General features: G+C 54.2%; 17 protein-coding genes and 1 other RNA gene. 12 read left to right on the top strand and 6 right to left on the bottom strand.

All coding sequences use genetic code 11. The features are described from left to right. Positions 1 to 17 precede the first annotated feature (17 nt). Positions 18 to 116 carry a YjcZ family sporulation protein gene (locus ACE6ED_RS25940; RefSeq protein ID WP_410830344.1) on the bottom strand — a complete coding sequence of 33 codons (99 nt, stop codon included), beginning with the start codon at positions 114 to 116 and terminating at the stop codon, positions 18 to 20. Between the two features lie 180 nt (positions 117 to 296). On the opposite strand from ACE6ED_RS25940, the gene ACE6ED_RS25935 reads away from it, so the two are divergent. From ACE6ED_RS25935 to ACE6ED_RS25925, 3 genes are all read left to right on the top strand, one after another. Further along, complete coding sequence (locus ACE6ED_RS25935) at positions 297 to 1,109, top strand: YesL family protein (protein ID WP_410830343.1); 813 nt, start codon at positions 297 to 299, stop codon at positions 1,107 to 1,109. Positions 1,110 to 1,242: 133 nt separating this feature from the next. Next, a non-coding RNA gene (gene ssrS / locus ACE6ED_RS25930) (6S RNA) lies at positions 1,243 to 1,435 on the top strand. 263 nt (positions 1,436 to 1,698) lie between these two features. Next, entirely contained in the window at positions 1,699 to 2,088 is a 390-nt protein-coding gene (locus ACE6ED_RS25925; protein ID WP_410830348.1) for a DUF1499 domain-containing protein, read from the top strand. A gap of 65 nt (positions 2,089 to 2,153) precedes the next feature. Here the strand turns inward: ACE6ED_RS25925 and tpx are convergent, their stop codons facing one another. After that, positions 2,154 to 2,672 (bottom strand): thiol peroxidase, encoded by a 519-nt coding sequence (tpx, locus tag ACE6ED_RS25920; protein ID WP_410830342.1) that lies wholly within the window; start codon positions 2,670 to 2,672, stop codon positions 2,154 to 2,156. 143 nt (positions 2,673 to 2,815) lie between these two features. Here tpx and ACE6ED_RS25915 point away from each other — a divergent pair, with 143 nt between their 5' ends. Together ACE6ED_RS25915 and ACE6ED_RS25910 are read left to right on the top strand one after the other, a co-directional pair. After that, positions 2,816 to 3,469 (top strand): rhomboid family intramembrane serine protease, encoded by a 654-nt coding sequence (locus tag ACE6ED_RS25915; protein ID WP_410830347.1) that lies wholly within the window; start codon positions 2,816 to 2,818, stop codon positions 3,467 to 3,469. Between the two features lie 16 nt (positions 3,470 to 3,485). After that, complete coding sequence (locus tag ACE6ED_RS25910; protein ID WP_410830341.1) at positions 3,486 to 4,400, top strand: LysR family transcriptional regulator; 915 nt, start codon at positions 3,486 to 3,488, stop codon at positions 4,398 to 4,400. 53 nt (positions 4,401 to 4,453) lie between these two features. Here ACE6ED_RS25910 and ACE6ED_RS25905 read toward each other — a convergent pair whose 3' ends face one another. After that, a complete protein-coding gene (locus tag ACE6ED_RS25905; RefSeq protein ID WP_410830340.1) occupies positions 4,454 to 5,131 on the bottom strand; it encodes a zinc metallopeptidase in 678 nt (225 codons plus the stop codon). 30 nt (positions 5,132 to 5,161) lie between these two features. Next, on the bottom strand, positions 5,162 to 5,611 hold the full coding sequence (locus tag ACE6ED_RS25900; RefSeq protein ID WP_410830339.1) for a MerR family transcriptional regulator: 450 nt from the start codon (positions 5,609 to 5,611) through the stop codon (positions 5,162 to 5,164). Between the two features lie 271 nt (positions 5,612 to 5,882). Between ACE6ED_RS25900 and ACE6ED_RS25895 the strand changes: the two genes are divergently transcribed. The 3 genes from ACE6ED_RS25895 to ACE6ED_RS25885 all read left to right on the top strand — a co-directional run bounded on the left by ACE6ED_RS25895 (position 5,883) and on the right by ACE6ED_RS25885 (position 9,192). Beyond that, positions 5,883 to 7,274 (top strand): ammonium transporter, encoded by a 1,392-nt coding sequence (locus ACE6ED_RS25895; protein WP_410830338.1) that lies wholly within the window; start codon positions 5,883 to 5,885, stop codon positions 7,272 to 7,274. Between the two features lie 97 nt (positions 7,275 to 7,371). Further along, positions 7,372 to 8,439 carry a DUF294 nucleotidyltransferase-like domain-containing protein gene (locus ACE6ED_RS25890; protein ID WP_410830337.1) on the top strand — a complete coding sequence of 356 codons (1,068 nt, stop codon included), beginning with the start codon at positions 7,372 to 7,374 and terminating at the stop codon, positions 8,437 to 8,439. 3 nt (positions 8,440 to 8,442) lie between these two features. Then, positions 8,443 to 9,192 (top strand): exonuclease domain-containing protein, encoded by a 750-nt coding sequence (locus tag ACE6ED_RS25885; RefSeq protein WP_410830336.1) that lies wholly within the window; start codon positions 8,443 to 8,445, stop codon positions 9,190 to 9,192. Here ACE6ED_RS25885 and ACE6ED_RS25880 read toward each other — a convergent pair. Then, entirely contained in the window at positions 9,174 to 9,641 is a 468-nt protein-coding gene (locus ACE6ED_RS25880; protein WP_410830335.1) for a M67 family metallopeptidase, read from the bottom strand. The genes ACE6ED_RS25885 and ACE6ED_RS25880 overlap by 19 nt on opposite strands. Positions 9,642 to 10,053: 412 nt before the next feature. Here ACE6ED_RS25880 and ACE6ED_RS25875 point away from each other — a divergent pair, with 412 nt between their 5' ends. From ACE6ED_RS25875 to ACE6ED_RS25860, 4 genes are all read left to right on the top strand, one after another. Next, entirely contained in the window at positions 10,054 to 10,620 is a 567-nt protein-coding gene (locus ACE6ED_RS25875; RefSeq protein WP_410830334.1) for a TlpA family protein disulfide reductase, read from the top strand. A gap of 258 nt (positions 10,621 to 10,878) precedes the next feature. Beyond that, positions 10,879 to 12,195: an ABC transporter substrate-binding protein gene (locus tag ACE6ED_RS25870; RefSeq protein ID WP_410830333.1), complete on the top strand. Its 1,317-nt coding sequence runs from the start codon at positions 10,879 to 10,881 to the stop codon at positions 12,193 to 12,195. Between the two features lie 81 nt (positions 12,196 to 12,276). Then, positions 12,277 to 13,248 carry a carbohydrate ABC transporter permease gene (locus tag ACE6ED_RS25865; protein WP_410830332.1) on the top strand — a complete coding sequence of 324 codons (972 nt, stop codon included), beginning with the start codon at positions 12,277 to 12,279 and terminating at the stop codon, positions 13,246 to 13,248. Continuing rightward, positions 13,248 to 14,165 carry a carbohydrate ABC transporter permease gene (locus tag ACE6ED_RS25860; RefSeq protein ID WP_410830331.1) on the top strand — a complete coding sequence of 306 codons (918 nt, stop codon included), beginning with the start codon at positions 13,248 to 13,250 and terminating at the stop codon, positions 14,163 to 14,165. The genes ACE6ED_RS25865 and ACE6ED_RS25860 overlap by 1 nt, the downstream gene beginning before the upstream one ends. 188 nt (positions 14,166 to 14,353) lie before the next feature. Here the strand turns inward: ACE6ED_RS25860 and cimA are convergent, their stop codons facing one another. Continuing rightward, a complete protein-coding gene (gene cimA / locus ACE6ED_RS25855) occupies positions 14,354 to 15,973 on the bottom strand; it encodes a citramalate synthase (protein WP_410830330.1) in 1,620 nt (539 codons plus the stop codon). Between the last annotated feature and the right edge of the window lie 467 nt (positions 15,974 to 16,440).

The raw sequence follows: 16,440 nt of genomic DNA, 5'->3' as shown, positions 1-16,440 counted from the left end.
GCATATCGGAACAAGCATTAGATGAAGAAAGTACGGCTGACAATGACAAGCAGAATGAACAGCACCAGAATAGTGGCGGTGGAAGTCCAAGCGCCGTAACCTGCAGGAGCGGACATAGAACATACCTCCTTTGCTCGGGGAATGGCTTTGGAATTACAAACCTAGCATATGACGTATGACTGCCAGCGGATTAGATTCATACCCAATTGTCATAAAGTTGGGCTATGGAAATGTGCGGCATAAATAAGGTATAGTTAGGATAGGCAGTATCGAGATGCAGACAGGAGGAAGGAATTTTGGAATTCAAAGGTGCAATGGGCGGTTTATACCGCATTACGGAATGGATTTCACGGATCGCGTTCGGCAATATTTTATGGGCGCTCTGTTCAATTCCGTTTTTATTTATAGCGGTGATGAAGGTGATCATGATCGCGACGCAGCAGGGCGGACCAAACGAACAGGTCACTTTGAACTGGGCTTTGGGCATCCTGGCGCCGTTCACCGTGTTCCCCGCGACATCCGCATTATTTACCGTGGTGCGCAAGTGGGTTATGGGCAACACGGACGTCAGTACGTTCAAGACGTTTTTTCAAGGATACAAGGAGAATTACCTCAAAAGCATGCTCGGCGGTCTGATCTACACACTGCTGATCGTTATTATGTATGTTGATGTAACGGTTTACATGGGAATGGGCAATCTTCGTATTTTGGGCATTGTCATGCTGGTGCTGATGATTTTGATGTTTATCTCCATGTTTAACTTTTTTTCGATTGTCGTTCATTATCAAATGACGTTCAAGCAGGTAATCACGAACGCGATGCTGCTGACGGTGGCCCGCCCGATCCGCGTCTTTACGACATTGATTCTGGCTGCGGTGCTTATGTACATCGGACTCCGGTATCCGGCACTGTACTTCGTCTGCATTCCGGCGTTGATCGCCATGGTGGCTTTCTTTAACTTTTATGCGACTTACAACAAGCTGCAGCTGCAGGCGGAAGCGAAGAAACGCCAGGAGGAAGAAGAAGCCGAGGCGGCCGCCCAAGAGCGCGGAGAAGACGATGTCCCGGAGCTTGAGTCCGTCGAACCGCGCGGTGAGGAACGGAAATAAAGCCCGGCAGAACAGGCCCTATAGGCCTGAAGGTGCAGGCTGAATTTTACCATTTGATGACGTCTTTATGAATTAAGAGTAAAATAAAGCGCATACAGGTTTACTTTTTCATTAAAACGCAATATAATAGATACAAATCCTGCGATGTACGTTAACGGTTGCTCGTTGTTTTGAACCAATGATGTTGTCTAGGGAGATCTAAATGGAACGCAGCTGAAAGGCCCTGTCTATATGACATGGGGACTTCAAACCCGTATCCTGCGGTCACCCACCTGCTCTAGCAGGTTCAGAAGACACTGCAATCGGACGGCATAGGCGGGTTTTCCCAAAACGTTTTGGCTTGGCGCCCTGAGGGCCGGTTACCGGCTGCAGGGCGTTTTCGCTTGTTTGTGACCGGAAAGCCGTATTTGTTGTATGCGGACGTTGACGTGTACGGAGGCCTAGCATTGGCCGGAAATGACCTTGTTTGGCTAACATCCATGCTTTTTTATGGCGGAACCAGGAGAATCGGCGGCTTTTGCTTTTGTTCCGGGCGCAAGAGTGATAAACTTAAAAGAGTGAATTACGGACTTGAAGAGGGGGAAGAATGTTGTCGTTAAAGAGAACCTTAGTCGGCCTGTTCCGCAGTCATGACGGAACCAGCGACCGGGCCAAAGATCCGAAATTGAAAACGCGCTATTATAACCTAACGAAGGAAAAGGCATGGGAAGAAGTATCGTCCACATTGAAGAAGATCCCTGGGTTTAAAGTGCTGCATGAGGTGCAGTCCGTGGGAGAGATCACGCTGGAGAAACGTACGGCTTTCGGACGGACGCTGGATATTACCGTATCCGTTCTCAACACCACGCCTGTACGCTGCGCAGTGGACATGTATTCGGCGTCTCGCGGCTCGCTGGGTGATCTGGGTGCCAACTATCGGGTAATCATGAGACTTTATGATGCCCTCGACAAAAAACTCGGCAAATATAAAGCGGACTGATCGTATCCGCTACCATACAAAAAAAGCGGGAGAAGGGAGCTTCTTCCGCTTTTTCTACATCGGTTCTATAAAAGTGCTTTGACGGCTTGAATCGCTCCGTCATAGTCGGGATGCTCGGCCATCTCGCCGAGATACTCAACGTAGGTCAGCTTGTCCGACTTGTCGATCACGAAGATGGACCGCATATCGAGGCGGAACTCCTTGATCAGAACGCCGTATGCTTCCCCGAAAGAAGCGGTTTTGTGGTCGGAAAGCGTAATCACGCGGTCGATGCCCGCCGCTCCGCACCAGCGTGCTTGTGCAAACGGGAGGTCCATGCTGACGGTCAGGACAACAACCTCGTCGCCAAGCTCCGCCGCTTCCGTGTTGAACCGGCGGGTCTGCGCATCACACACGCCGGTATCCAGCGAAGGAACGACGCTGATCAGCTTGATTTTGCCGGCGTAATCCTTCAGCGATACGTCCTCGAGCAAATTTTTTGACAGCGTGAAATCGGGTGCTGCATCTCCGGGCTTCAATTCGGGACCGAGCAGTGTGATCGGGTTGCCTTTGAAGGTGGCGATGCCTGTTCTTTCTTGTGCCATATCCGATATTCCTCCTTAAGGGTAGTTGGCCAGGTGGTACGGCCTGCCAGATTAAATTATAATCGTAATTACAAGACTGTGTCCAACCGTGTACAGAGTGAGGGATGAATCACGGTTCAGGCGTGGAGAAAGGTGAGGCCGAATTGATTTTTATCCGTTATGAGAATTGGAGAAGCTATCTGAAGTACTATCCCGTAACCAGCCTGCTGCTGCTGGCCAATGTGGTGATGTTTGTGATTGTATCGCTGAACGGCGGCTCCACAGATCTGCAGACGCTGGTGGATTACGGGGCATTGACCGACCATCCGCTCTACAAGGAGGATTTGTGGCGGTATTTTACCTCCATTTTTTTACACAACGGTTTCCAGCACTTGTTCTTCAACAGCTTTGCGCTGCTTGTTTTTGCGCCGCCGCTGGAGCGGCTGATGGGCTGGGGGAGATACGCGCTGCTCTATTTGCTTGGCGGTGTCGCCGGCAATATTTTGACAATGGCCGATCTGGAGCGGAACATGGAGAATTTCGCCACCGTATCGGTGGGCGCCTCCGGGGCGATTTACGCGGTGTATGGAGCTTTTCTGTACATTGCCCTCCTTCAACGCAACATCATGGATGTAGGCTCGCGTAAGACGCTGTACAGCCTGCTGGTGATGGGGGTTATTACTTCCTTTGCCACGCCGCACGTGAACTGGGTAGCCCATTTGGGCGGATTGGCCGCCGGCTTCCTGCTGTACGGGCTGATTATCCGGCTGCTGCCGCGCAGAAGAAAAGCGCCGCGAAACGGGCGTTTAATAGGATAGACGGGAGAGAAACAAGGTGGAGTTAAGACAGCTGCAGTATTTTTTGAAGGTGGCGCAAAAAGAGCACGTAACCCGTGCAGCGGAAGAACTGCATGTGGCCCAGTCGGCGGTCAGCCGTCAGATTCACCAGCTTGAGCAGGAGTTAGGTGTCGATCTGTTTATGCAAAAGGGACGGAACCTGCAGCTTACACCGGTTGGCCAGCTGTTCTGCAAACGTGTCGAGCATGTGCTGAAGGAGCTGGATCACTGCATTGCCGAGGTGCATGAATTTCTTGATCCCGAAAAAGGCGAGATCCGCATCGGTTTTCCGCACAGCTTGGGCACACATCTGATTCCGGCCATTGTGGCCAGCTTCAAAAAAGCCTATCCGAATGTAAAATTCAGATTTAAACAGGGGACATACGGCTCGCTGGTCCAAGACGTGGTCTCCGGTGAAGTCGACCTGGCGTTCATCTCGCCGTTTCCGGAGGGAGATGAGCGGGTACAGGGCGATATCGTCATGACGGAGGAATTGTTTGCGATCCTGCCGCCGAACCATCCGCTGGCCGGTGAAGCCGCCATCCGGCTGGAGCAGCTGAGGGAGGAAGACTTCGTCTTGTTCAGCCCGGGCTATTCGCTGCGGCCGATTGTCTGGCGGGCCTGCCTTCAGGCCGGGTTCAAGCCAAAAATCGCGTTTGAAGGCGGGGAGACGGACACGATTCGCGGCCTGGTTGCCGCCGGAATGGGAGTCAGCCTTCTTCCGGAGATGGCGCTGTTCCCTACGGCGTCACTGCAGCCTGCACAGGTTAAGATTGAGGAGCCTCATATAACGCGGACCGTGGGGCTGATCCACCGGGCCGATGGCAAGCTGCCGCTTGTGGCAAGGTCCTTCCGCGGGTATTTGCTGCATTACTTCGGGCTGAAGCCCACAAAGAACACCCCGGTCGGATGACCGGGGTGTTCTTTGGGTTAAGCGCTGCGGTTCAATTGAGCAACGCAATTAAATCAGTCGCGGTTGCCAAGGAAAATTGTAAGCAGACGCAGCAGCTCCAGTACGGAAACCAATGCGGCGGCTACGTAAGTCAGGGCGGCCGCGTTCAATACCTTCGCTACACCACGTTCTTCTTCGTTACGGATAAATCCTTCCTCCACCATTACCTGGCGGGCGCGGTTGCTGGCGTTAAATTCGACCGGCAGCGTAACCAGCTGGAAAAGCACAGCAGCCGAAAAGAAGATAATGCCGATTCCGACCAGATTCAAGGCGCCAAACAAAAATCCGGCGAGCAGCAGGAACGGCGCCACGCCGCTGGCAAAGTTCACAACAGGGAACATCCGGTGGCGGAGAGTAAGCATCGGGTAGTGTACTTTGTGCTGAATCGCGTGACCAACCTCGTGGCAGGCGACGGAAACGGCAGCGATGGAACGCTCGTAGTACACCGGTTCGGACAGGCGGACAACCCGGTGGACCGGATCATAATGGTCGCTGAGTACTCCAGGTACGGGTTCGATCGGCACATCATGCAGTCCGTTGCGGTCCAGCATCATCCGGGCGGCTTCGTAGCCGGTTAGCCCGTTCAGGTTCGCCACCTGGGACCATTTATTGAAGGAGCCCTTCACGCGGAACTGGGCCCACAGTGAAAAAATAAAGGCAATAATGACTAACAAATACATAAAGCCATTCATATCTGCATTCCTCCGTATTAATAGTAAGTGCTACATTGGCGGTCCTTGCGACAGCAGCAGCCGGATGGCCTCCATACAGGCGGCTCCCTGCGGGAGAAGGCCTGCCAGCACCCGCCGGGCTTGCCCGGGCTTCAGCTCTTTGAGAATCGGCTCCAGTGCCTTGACTTCGCGCTCCAGCGTCTGCATATGCGCTTCCAGCTCCAGCAGCTTATCGGAGACGTCGCCTTCCACTTTGGCTGATTTCCATTTGCCGACCATGGACTTGATCTCTTCCAATGTATACTTTTCATGCTTCAACTGGTTTATACGTTCGAGAACGGTCAAGGTTTCAGCGCTGTACAGCCGGTAGTTCTTCATGCTGCGCGATTCCGGAGCGATCAGTCCGAGCTTGGTATAGTAATCTACTGTTCGTTCGCTAATTCCTGCCGCTTTGGCTAATTCTCCGATCCGGAGCAGCGGTTTATCCCCATGTTCTTTCACCTCGCATTGCGATTTTCTCCTGTACTGATGCCAAGGGAAGATAACTTCTTCCTATAGTAGTTATTACTACATCCATCATACTTTAAACCAAACCATACAGTCAAACGTCACACTTTCATAAAGTATGCTTCCAAGGCAGCGAATATGACATCAGAAATTATTTTTTCTTTCATGAAAATATATCTTGTCAATTTCACTGCCTTTTGCTTATAATGACAATAAGAATTTCATGATGTGTTAGAGAATATAACATAACAGGGGAGTGGGGCAAATGAAAAAGAAATTGCTGATGATGTTTCTGGCGGCAGTAACATTAATGATTTATCCGGTCAGTGCGTTCGCTGCAGACGGACCAAGTTCTCCGGAACTGCAAATTGGACTGGATACGCTGTTTACGTTCCTGGGCTTTATTCTTGTCTTCTTTATGCAAGCGGGTTTCGCCATGCTGGAAGCGGGATCGGTCCGCATGAAAAATGCCGGTCACGTAGCCGGCAAGACCGTGCTTACGCTGGCGATTGCAAGCTTATGCTTCTGGGCAGTAGGCTTTGGCCTCGGCTTCGGCAACGGTAACGGATTCTTCGGAACAACCGGTTTCTTCTACGGCGGAGAATCGACGGCGGCATCCTTTGATTCGCTGGCTGCTTCGGACGTGACGTTGAACGTGAAATTCCTATTCCAAATGGCATTTGCGGCCGTTTCCCTGGCCATCGTATCCGGCGGCATGGCGGAACGCGCGAAGCTGAGCGTATATATCATCTTTGGTATACTGTTCTCGATCGTAATTTACCCTGTAGTTGCCCACTGGGTATGGGGCGGCGGCTGGCTGACTGAAATGGGCATGCAGGATTACGCCGGTTCGACGGTTGTTCACCTTACCGGTGCAACGGCGGCGGTAGTCGCAACCATTTTGCTTAAGCCCCGTCTCGGCAAATTCAACAAAGACGGCAAACCGGTAATCATTCCGGGTCATAACCAAGTGTTCACGGTACTCGGTGTCATTATTCTCTGGTTTGGCTGGTTCGGATTTAACCCGATGAGCGCTTTGTCCCCTATGGGCGGATTTTTTGGACACGTAGCGGTAACGACCAACCTGGCTGCAGCGGCCGGCGGCCTGGCTGCCCTGATCGTCTCCTGGATGTATTTCGGCAAATCCGACATTCCGGCAATGCTGAACGGCGTGCTTGCCGCGCTTGTTGCGATCACTGGCGCCTGCGCTTTCGTCTCGCCTTGGGCGTCGATTCTGATTGGTTTTGTGGCAGGCGGGTTCACATTTATGACTTCACAGTGGCTGGAACGCGCCGGTCTGGACGATCCGATCTATGCATTCTCCGTACACGGCATCGCCGGTATGTGGGGTGCGGTATCCACAGGATTGTTTGCAACGCCTGAGCTTGTTGAACAAGTGGGCGTCGGCGAACCGGGTCTCTTCTACGGCGGCGGTTTCCACCAGCTTGGCGTACAGGTGCTGGGCGTAATTGGAACATTCGCATTCGTTGCGGTTTTGTCCTTCATCATTCTGTATGTCATGAAGCTTGTCATCGGCATCCGGGTTACGGAGGAAGAAGAGTTGATGGGTCTCGATATCAGCGAACACGGCACATACGGTTATCCGGAGCAAATGAAGCTGATTACTGAATCGGAATCCAAAACGCTGAAGCATTAAAACCTTCCTGCCATTCGCCGGCGGATCGGATCACCTGATCCGGTCCGCCGGTTCGGGCATCCTGAGAACACGGCGAAAGGAGGAGGATGCGACTCCGATGGAACCATGGAACGATCAAGAAAATGTCAGCTTTGACTCCATCGCCGGCGCGGCATCACCTCTGGAATTGAAACACAGCCGCATAACGTGGCAGACGCTTCTGCTTCAGCAGTTGAATGATGTACCGATCGAGCAGTGGCTAAGCCGGACGAACCGTATGCATGATGCGGTCGCAGTACGGGCGGTCCAGCTGTGCGAGGAGGAAATGATTGAGGCGGGCTATGGCCCGCCTCCCTGCGCCTTTTCGTTTGTCGTGTTCGGCAGCGCAGGCAGACGGGAAGCAATTTTGTGGAGCGATCAGGATAACGGGCTTCTTATAGAAGGAGAACCGTCGGAAGCTAAGCGGGTATGGTTTGGCGCGTTTGGACGCAAGCTGTCGGATCTGCTGGAAACGCTGGGATATGAAAAATGCAGCGGCAAAGTGATGTGCTCCCAACCGATGTGGGCGCGGACGATGCGGGAGTGGAAGGAGCAGTTGGACGGTTGGGCAGCGGCGCTGGAATGGGAGCCTGTGCGTTATCTGATAATCGCTTCAGATATGCGGCATGTTGCCGGCAGCGAGAGGCTGGCGGAGGAGTGGCGGGAGTATTATATGGAAGGTTTTTTCCGCCATCCTGGACTTCACACGGCGGTGCTCCGCAATACGGTGCGCCATAAAGCTACCTTAAATCTGCTTGGACAGGTGCTTACGGAGCGGTTTGGCGATCATGCGGGCGGTTTTGATGTCAAGTATGGCGTCTATATCCCGCTGGTCAATAGTGTGAGGCAGGAAGCGCTGCGGTCGGGAATCCGGGAGACTTCGACACTCGGCAGGCTGGAGCAGCTTGGCGCGGACCGGAGGAGCGTACAGGAAGGTGTGCGTTCGGCATTTCTCACCGCACTCCGTTTCAGGGCGGGGACACCTTTTGAGACAAAAGACGGACTCCTGGTCAGCAGCGATTACATGCCTCAAAGCCAACTGAAGAACAAACAGCGGATGTCCGAGCTGCGCGACAGCCTGCTGGTGGTCCGGCGTATCCATCGCGCGCTGCAGCGCCGGCTCCGGCAGGAGGAAAGGAGGCAATAGCCAATGAAGGAGCCGAACAAAGGCGGCGGTTTCTGGAGCAGCTTGCGGCAGGGAGGCATGCCTTCCGCGCTGGCATCGATGCGGGGAGGGGGAAGCGCCCAGCAGACGGCCCAGCAAATGGCGTTTATCCGTTCTTTAATGAGGGAAAAACGCAGGCCCGAGGTGCTGCATACGCCATTATCCGAACTGGAAACCGTGGTCTTTGATTTGGAGACGACCGGCTTTGCTTATCAGCATGGAGATGAAATTATATCGATCGGTGCGGTAAAAATGATCGGTACCCGGATATTGGAAGACCAGACATTCTACACGCTGGTGAACTGCCAGGCGTCAATTCCCTCGAATATTACCGACCTGACGGGAATCTCGGGGGATATGACGCGGAACGCGCCTTGTCTGATGGATTGTCTGCACGACTTCATGTCTTTTGTTGGCCAAAGCGTCCTGGTGGCTCACGCAAGCGCCCATGACAAAGCGTTCCTGAATGCCGCGTTGTGGAAAACCTCCAAGGTGCATTTAACCCATCGGGTTCTCGATACAATGATGCTGGCCCGCTGGCTGGAGCCGCACCGGAGCAGCTACACCCTAGACGAGCTGCTCGCCATTCACAGTATCCCGATATCCGGCAGGCACCATGCGCTGGAGGACTCCAAAATGACAGCCAAGCTGTGGGCGGCGTACCAGGAGGAAATCGCTGCGCGCAACCAGGTTGACACGCTGGGCGACTTATACGCTTATTTGAGCAGAAACTGATGCGGAATCGGGATCAGGCCGTCCGCGATGCCTTGGGGCCCGGTGCTGCGCTGTATTTCATAAGCCTGAAGCCGGATGCCGGACCCAGGGTCCGGTGCGCCGATCAGATACACCCGATAGTTCGGGCCAAGCGAGCTAAGACCCTCAAGATCCCGCAGTGACGGGACGGGCGGCGAATTCGGATGGGTATGAAAAAAACCGACCGGAGCCGGATCGCTAAATGCGGCCGTGACCCAATCTTCCGGATGCGGCACGAACGTATGCAGCGGGTCAGGCGCTACGTTGCGCATCGGCGTATAGCCGTTGATGCGCATGCCGCCCGCTGCGGCAGCACCCAGCAGGAGTCCGCAGGCTTCGTGCGGATAACTGGACAGCAGGTGCTCCCCCAGTGCCTGCCGTAAGGAAGGATTCAGCTGCAAGGCTGTGATGTTTCCCTGGAATGCTGTCAAATTGTTCACCCCCTCTCTTCTTTGGATTTCCGGCGTTTGCCGGGAATCTCTTTTTTTTGGCGCAAAAGGCTACTCCTGTCCGAACACTGCCGCAGCCCGAACACCAATGGTAAACGCCTCTGCGGAATACACTGTCACGAACACTCTGCTAAGTACCCCTGCCAAACGCTCTTGCAGAACGCTGCTTCGGACCGCCTCCCCAGCTAATTGCCCTCGGGCAGGTTTGAAATGCGGCAGAATCGGGGTACAATAAAGGCAGCTTGATAAACTATAGCAGCGGGTGTCCTGCCTGGAGGCAGGAAGCTGGCGAATCTTGAACTCTTAATCGTCCAGTAGGGCGTAGGCGATTGTTCGCTGGTTTCTCCTCCACGGTTTCATGCGGCATGCCGCTGTATGCAAAGGATAAGCGACTATGAAAGCTGTGACTATACGAAATCTCGCCGTCATTCTTCTCATATTCGGGCTTGCGGCAATTGCGCTTGGAGGGATGGAGAAGCCCGGTCCGCGTGCGCTGCCCGCTTCCGGACAGTCGATTGAAGAAAGCGCCAACCTTCCCAAGCCGGATACGGAAGCGCCTGCTTTTACCCTGCAGGGCCCTGACGGCACCTCTTATTCCGTGGACGGCCCAAGGGAAAATCCGGTGCTGGTCAACTTCTGGGCTTCCTGGTGCGGACCCTGCAAAGAAGAAGCGCCGGATCTGAATCAGCTGGCTGCCAAATACGACGGGCGTCTTGACATCTACGGCGTAAATGTTACACGTTATGACAACCGGCAGAACGCCGAGCGGTTCATCCGGAAATATAAGGTCAGCTATCCGGTCATGTTCGATACGGATGGCAAGGTCTACGAGAGCTACGGCGGCGCGGTTTTCCCAACCAATGTGCTGATCGGACGTGACGGCCGGGTTCGGGAAGTGATCCTTGGCGCCCTCAGTCTTGAAGAACTGGATGATAAAGTCGGCAAGCTGGTGCGAAAGTAACGTCAGTGCCGACCCCAACCCCGTCTGGTATCCATACTGATGGGAGGTCTAAATCACACGTTTACGCGCAGCTGGTTCGGTTCGCATTTTCTGCGGTCCTTGGCAATAAAAGCCGAGGCCCGTTTTTTTTTTTTTTTTTTTTGTGCGCAAAAATGTAAAAATGATACAGTTCAGGATGGATTCAAAGGATTAGGTATCCGTTTAATAGATAGGATGAAACAGCTGTGACAGAAAACGACATAGGGAGGCTACAAGAGCATGAGTACACGTAAGCTGGTTCATTGGGGACTTGCGCTGTCCCTGCTGCTGTCATTACTTCTCGCCGGCTGCACGCCAAGAGAGACAAGCGGAGAGGCAACAAGCGCAGCGGAAGGCGGCGGCAAAGTCGAAATCGACTTCTGGACCTTCTGGGGTTCGGAAACGCGGCGTCCGATTATCGAAAAGATCATCAATGATTTTAACGCATCGCAAGACAAGATTATCGTCAAGCATACATATCTGCCGTGGGGAGATATCTGGACGAAGAACTTGGCATCCATCGCGGCAAAAAATCCGGCCGACGTAATTATCAATGACATTGCGAGCGTCGATCAGCGCGCTTCCAAAAAACAAAACACCGACCTCAGCCAATACCTGGCCAAGGATAATATTCAAGACCGTTTTTACCCCAGCCTGTGGGAAAACGTGACCTACGAAGACAAGGCTTACGCCATTCCTTTTAACACCGATACCCGTTTCCTCTATTATAACAAAGAAGCGTTCCGCGAAGTGGGTCTCGACCCCGAGAAGCCGCCGGCAACCTGGGATGAACTGGAGCAATATGCCATCAAGCTGGACAAAAAGAACGGCAATACGTATGACCGTGTCGGCTTCCACCCGCAGTGGGGCGATTTTGGTGTCGACAACTGGATGCTGAACGCCGATGGCGGCAAAGGCTTTTTCGACAATGAGGGCAAGATGTACATCAACACCCCGGCCAAAGTCGAGACAATCGAGTGGGTGAAAAAATGGAACGACCGGCTCGGCAAAAAGAACGTTGATGCGCTGCAGGCCGAATTCGGCAACGAACAAAGCAATCCGTTTATCTCCGGCAAGGTAGCGATGTGGATGCACCAGGGAACATTTGCTACCCAAATCCGCGATTACGGTCAAGGAATGGATGTCGGCGTTGCACCGGTGCCAGAACGGACCGCGGGATCCGGCCATTACAGCAGCGGCGGCGGTTTTGTCGTCGAAATTCCGTATGGCGCCAAACACCCGGATGAGGCCTGGGAGTTCATCAAATTCCTGACCGATTACGACGCGCAGAAATATTGGGCGCAGAAGAACTTCGATAATGTAGCCAACCAGAAAGCGGCTTCCGATCCGGAGCTGATGAAAGACCCGATCTACAAAATGGCGGTCGACAATATGGAGGTTACTACCCATTACCGCGCTCCGCTGGCTGTGCCGGATTATAAAAATCTGATCACGCCACAAATCGACGCGGCGCTGCTTGGACAGCTGAGTCCGGCGGATGCCATGAAGAAAGCGGAAGAAGACGTCAAGAACATGATGAAGCAAAACGGGCAATAACGGCTGCCGGGGAACGCCGCCGCTGAAGCGGACGGGCGTTCTCTATTTATTCCGAGAGAGTAAAAAAGGGGGGGAAGGGAAATGGGAATGTCCGTTAAAGCCGGAAGCGGCAGCGGGCGGGGGCCGGCAAACGGCAAACCGCGCGCCGTACGGCCCGGCAAGCTGGCCCGGAAAGAAGAGTGGCAGGGATACCTGTTCATCGCACCCTGGCTGATCGGTTTCTTCGGGATAACACTTTTGCCGATGGCATTTTCGCTGTATGGCAGTTTTACAAACTACGATATTACCTCCCGGATGGATTTTATCGGGCTGTCCAATTTCCGCCGGATGTTCGAAGGCGATCCGCTGTTCTGGAAATCGCTTTACAACACGCTGTATTACGTGCTCTGGATGGTGCCGCTGACGACCATCGGGTCCGTGCTGCTGGCGCTCCTGCTGAACGAAAAAATCGCGGGCATGCGGGTGTTCCGCACCATCTTTTATCTGCCGTCCGTGCTGGCGGGCGTAGGCGTCTACTTTCTGTGGATGCAGCTGCTGAACCCGTCGACGGGCCTGGTGAACACCGTGCTGTCCTGGGTAGGGATTCAAGGTCCGGCCTGGCTGACCGATCCGTTCTGGACGAAACCTGCCGTGATTTTTATGAAAATGTGGGGGATCGGGGGCGGCATGCTGCTGTATCTCGCCAGTCTGCAGGGCGTCCCTCCGCAGCTGTACGAAGCCGCCAAGCTGGACGGCGCGTCAGCATTCAGCCGGTTCCGGCATATTACTTTGCCGATGATTTCGCCGGTAATTTTTTACGACGTAGTGACGAGCCTGATCGGCGGCTTCCAGGTGTTCCAGGAAGGGTACGTCATGACCGAAGCGGGCGAAGGCGGTCCGATGCATTCGCTGCTGTTCTATAACCTGCATATGTGGCACAAAGCGTTTACAGTGTTTGATATGGGGTACGCGATGGCAATGGCCTGGATGCTGTTTGTGGTCGTGCTGGTGCTGACGATTCTGAACCTCAAGTTGTCCAAACGGTGGGTACATTATGAAGGAGGGGATGCGTAATGGGTCAGGCGCTGCCTTACGGCAAAAGTAAACGGCGCACCGGCAGCCGCATTGATACCGAAGCAGAGCCGGCGCGGCGCGGTTCGAAGCGGAAATTTACTCTGCGTCAGCTGATTGTATTCATTCTCCTTACGGCAGGAAGTATTCTGTTCCTGCTGCCGCTGTGGTGGATGATCTCCACCTCGCTGAAATCGATGCAGGAGATTTCGCAGTACCCGCCGACGTTTGTGCCAAACACATTCCACTTCGACAATTATATGAAGACCTGGGAGGCGGCGCCGTTCACGCGGTATACGATGAATACACTGCTGCTGACCTTTTTCGCCGTGACAGGGAATGTGCTGGTCAACTCCTTTGTAGCATATGGGTTCGCAAAAATCCGGTTCCGCGGCAAAAAACTGTGGTTTTCGGTTCTGCTCGCCACCATGATGATTCCCGGCTTTGTTACGCTGATCCCGCAGTACGTGCTGTTCTCCAAGCTGGGACTGGTCGGGACGTATTATCCGATCATCATCCCGCAGTTTCTGGGGAGCGCCTTTTATATCTTCATGCTGCGTCAGTTTTATCTCACGATTCCGTCGGAGCTCAGCGAAGCGTCGCGGATCGACGGGGCCGGCCATTTTCAGATTTGGGCGCGGGTGATTCTTCCGCTGTCCAAGCCGGCGCTGGCCGCGATTGCAATTTTTGCGTTCAACGGAGCCTGGAACGATTTCCTCGGTCCGCTGCTCTACGTGAACCATGAATCGCTGTATACGCTCCAGATCGGACTGCAGACGTTCCGCGGCTCCATGCAGACCCAGTGGAACTATCTGATGGCCGGTTCGGTGATCGTGCTGGTGCCGGTCATTCTGCTGTTTTTCTTCTTCCAGCGGTATTTCATTGAGGGGATGAACTTAACGGCGGGGACCAAGGGGTAGAGGAGCTGGATAACCCGAATACGCGTCAAAAAAGGGCTGTTTCCGCATCCGTAAGGATGGCGGGAACAGCCCTTTACTGTCTAGCAATCCGGACAGCGAGTCCGGCTGCTGCGGTATGATAATTGTAGAAACGGTTTCGGACGCTGTGCGGCGGCAAATGCTGCTTGACCGTCAAGCTTGAGCCGGGATCAGTGATTAACCAGCCCGCGTGCCTCCGTACCCGTCATATCGGTCTCCGCGGGCGAGAGCTGGCCGAGCAGCGCGTAGCGCATACTGTCCACCAGCGCCTCCCAGCTGGCTTCAATCACATTGCTGGAAACGCCGACGGTGCTCCAGGTGTCGGTGAAATTTTTGGATTCGATCAGCACGCGGACTTTGGCGGCCGTCTGGTCCTTTTCATCCAGCACGCGGACCTTGTAGTCGGAGAGATGCATATCGCGCAGCTGAGGAAAATGATTCAGCAGCGCTTTGCGCAGCGCGTTATCGAGCGCGTTGACCGGGCCGTTGCCTTCGGCCGCCGTATACAGGTTCGCACCGCCTACCTTCAGCTTGACGAACGCTTCGGACACAACCGGGCGTCCGGCCGTTTTTTCCACCAGCATCTTGAACGATTCAAAGGTAAACAGCTCGGTCAGCTCCCCGGTGGCTTCGCGCATCATCAGCTCCAGCGATGCGTCCGCGCCCTCGAACTGGTAGCCTTGGTGCTCAAGGTCCTTGATGCGCTCGATCATCGCGCGGGTCTGCTCGCTGCTTGTATCCAAGGCAAGCCCCATCTCCTGCGCTTTGGACAGCACATTGCTTTGTCCCGCCAGTTCAGAGACCAGTACACGCTGCTTGTTGCCGACCAGCTCAGGCGCAATATGCTCGTAGGTACGGGAGTCGCGCAAAATTGCCGAGACGTGGATGCCTCCCTTGTGAGCGAAGGCCGCCGAACCGACATAAGGCTGGTTGACCGGCATATTGACGTTGGCAACCTCGCTTACGTAACGGGCTGTGTTGGTCAGTTGGGCCAGCGCTTCGGTGCTGATGCATGGAAAGTCCATTTTTAGCTGCAGCGTCGGAATGATGGAGCACAGATTGGCGTTGCCGCACCGTTCGCCGTATCCGTTGATCGTTCCCTGAATCTGCCGTGCGCCGGCCTGGACCGCACTGAGCGCGTTGGCCACCGCCAGTTCGCAGTCGTTATGGGTATGAATGCCGAAGCCGGCGTCCGGGAACGAGGCGGTCAGCCTGGACACGATGGAATGGACTTCATGCGGCAGCGTGCCGCCGTTCGTGTCGCACAGCACAAGCCAGTCTGCTCCAGCTTCACGCGCTCTGGCCAGGACTGCCTGCGCATAGTCGGGGTTATGCTTGAAGCCGTCAAAAAAGTGCTCCGCATCAAAGATGACTTCCAGTCCGCTGCGTTTCAAGAAGCTGATGGAGTCGCCGATCATGGCGAGATTCTCCTCCAGGGTGGTCTGCAGCGCGGTATGCACGTGGAAATCCCACGACTTGCCGACCAAAGTGGCGGCCTGCACGCCGGCATCCAGCATGCGGCGGAGGTTGTCGTCGTGTTCGGCGGAGGAATTTTTGCGTCGGGTGCTGCCGAATGCGGTGATCTTGGCGTTTAGCCCCAGCTGCCGGACCCGCTTAAAAAATTCGATGTCCTTGCTGTTGCTCCCCGGAATGCCACCCTCAATATAGTGCACACCCAAATCGTCGAGTTTTTTGGCGATTTTCAGTTTGTCGTCGGCCGACAGACTGACGCCTTCGCCCTGGGTGCCGTCGCGCAACGTAGTATCGAAGATGGAGATGGACGTGGTCATGAGAGTCCTCCTTTGGGAATTGGATATAGGGGCAACGGATCGCCGCCATTTAAGATTTTTATATTATAGCATTTCTACGCGGGAATGTAACAAAGAATGAAAGAAAAAGCGCCCATTTTGCTCTGCCAATTCCCGGCCAATTGAAGCCCCTCCGCCTAAGCGCCGTCCTAAGGCAGGGTCTATACAGACCGAACTTAAAAAGGACAAGTGGACCCGAGCTGCCACTGCGGCCGATTTGGGGCTTCCGGTTGCTGTTAGTTTCGGAGTTCTTGAATGGTAGGACCAGTTAGCGGGAGAACTCCGAAAATAAAGGCAAACGCGTTCGCTCCTCCATCTCCAAATTGCCTCCGTGCCATCCCCACCATCCTGTATTTCAACCGTTCAGTTTATGCAGCTGCCCGATTCACGGCTTTAGTTTTGGGACAGTTAGCGGTAAAATAGAAGGAGCGGAAAAACGGAAATCCGCA

This window comes from Paenibacillus nanchangensis (assembly GCF_046543445.1).
Taxonomy (GTDB): Bacteria; Bacillota; Bacilli; order Paenibacillales; family Paenibacillaceae; genus Paenibacillus_AQ; species Paenibacillus_AQ nanchangensis.
The sequence above is the reverse complement of the archived record's forward strand: the minus strand, read 5'-3'. Positions and strand labels throughout refer to the sequence as shown.

Bases quoted from the DNA above. Each gene is read 5' to 3' on its own strand.
- ACE6ED_RS25940 (WP_410830344.1), bottom strand. From the start codon at position 116: ATGTCCGCTCCTGCAGGTTACGGCGCTTGGACTTCCACCGCCACTATT.
- tpx (WP_410830342.1), bottom strand. From the start codon at position 2,672: ATGGCACAAGAAAGAACAGGCATCGCCACCTTCAAAGGCAACCCGATC.
- ACE6ED_RS25905 (WP_410830340.1), bottom strand. From the start codon at position 5,131: ATGAATGGCTTTATGTATTTGTTAGTCATTATTGCCTTTATTTTTTCA.
- ACE6ED_RS25895 (WP_410830338.1), top strand. From the start codon at position 5,883: ATGAAAAAGAAATTGCTGATGATGTTTCTGGCGGCAGTAACATTAATG.
- ACE6ED_RS25890 (WP_410830337.1), top strand. From the start codon at position 7,372: ATGGAACCATGGAACGATCAAGAAAATGTCAGCTTTGACTCCATCGCC.
- ACE6ED_RS25885 (WP_410830336.1), top strand. From the start codon at position 8,443: ATGAAGGAGCCGAACAAAGGCGGCGGTTTCTGGAGCAGCTTGCGGCAG.
- ACE6ED_RS25875 (WP_410830334.1), top strand. From the start codon at position 10,054: ATGAAAGCTGTGACTATACGAAATCTCGCCGTCATTCTTCTCATATTC.
- ACE6ED_RS25870 (WP_410830333.1), top strand. From the start codon at position 10,879: ATGAGTACACGTAAGCTGGTTCATTGGGGACTTGCGCTGTCCCTGCTG.
- ACE6ED_RS25865 (WP_410830332.1), top strand. From the start codon at position 12,277: ATGGGAATGTCCGTTAAAGCCGGAAGCGGCAGCGGGCGGGGGCCGGCA.
- ACE6ED_RS25860 (WP_410830331.1), top strand. From the start codon at position 13,248: ATGGGTCAGGCGCTGCCTTACGGCAAAAGTAAACGGCGCACCGGCAGC.
- cimA (WP_410830330.1), bottom strand. From the start codon at position 15,973: ATGACCACGTCCATCTCCATCTTCGATACTACGTTGCGCGACGGCACC.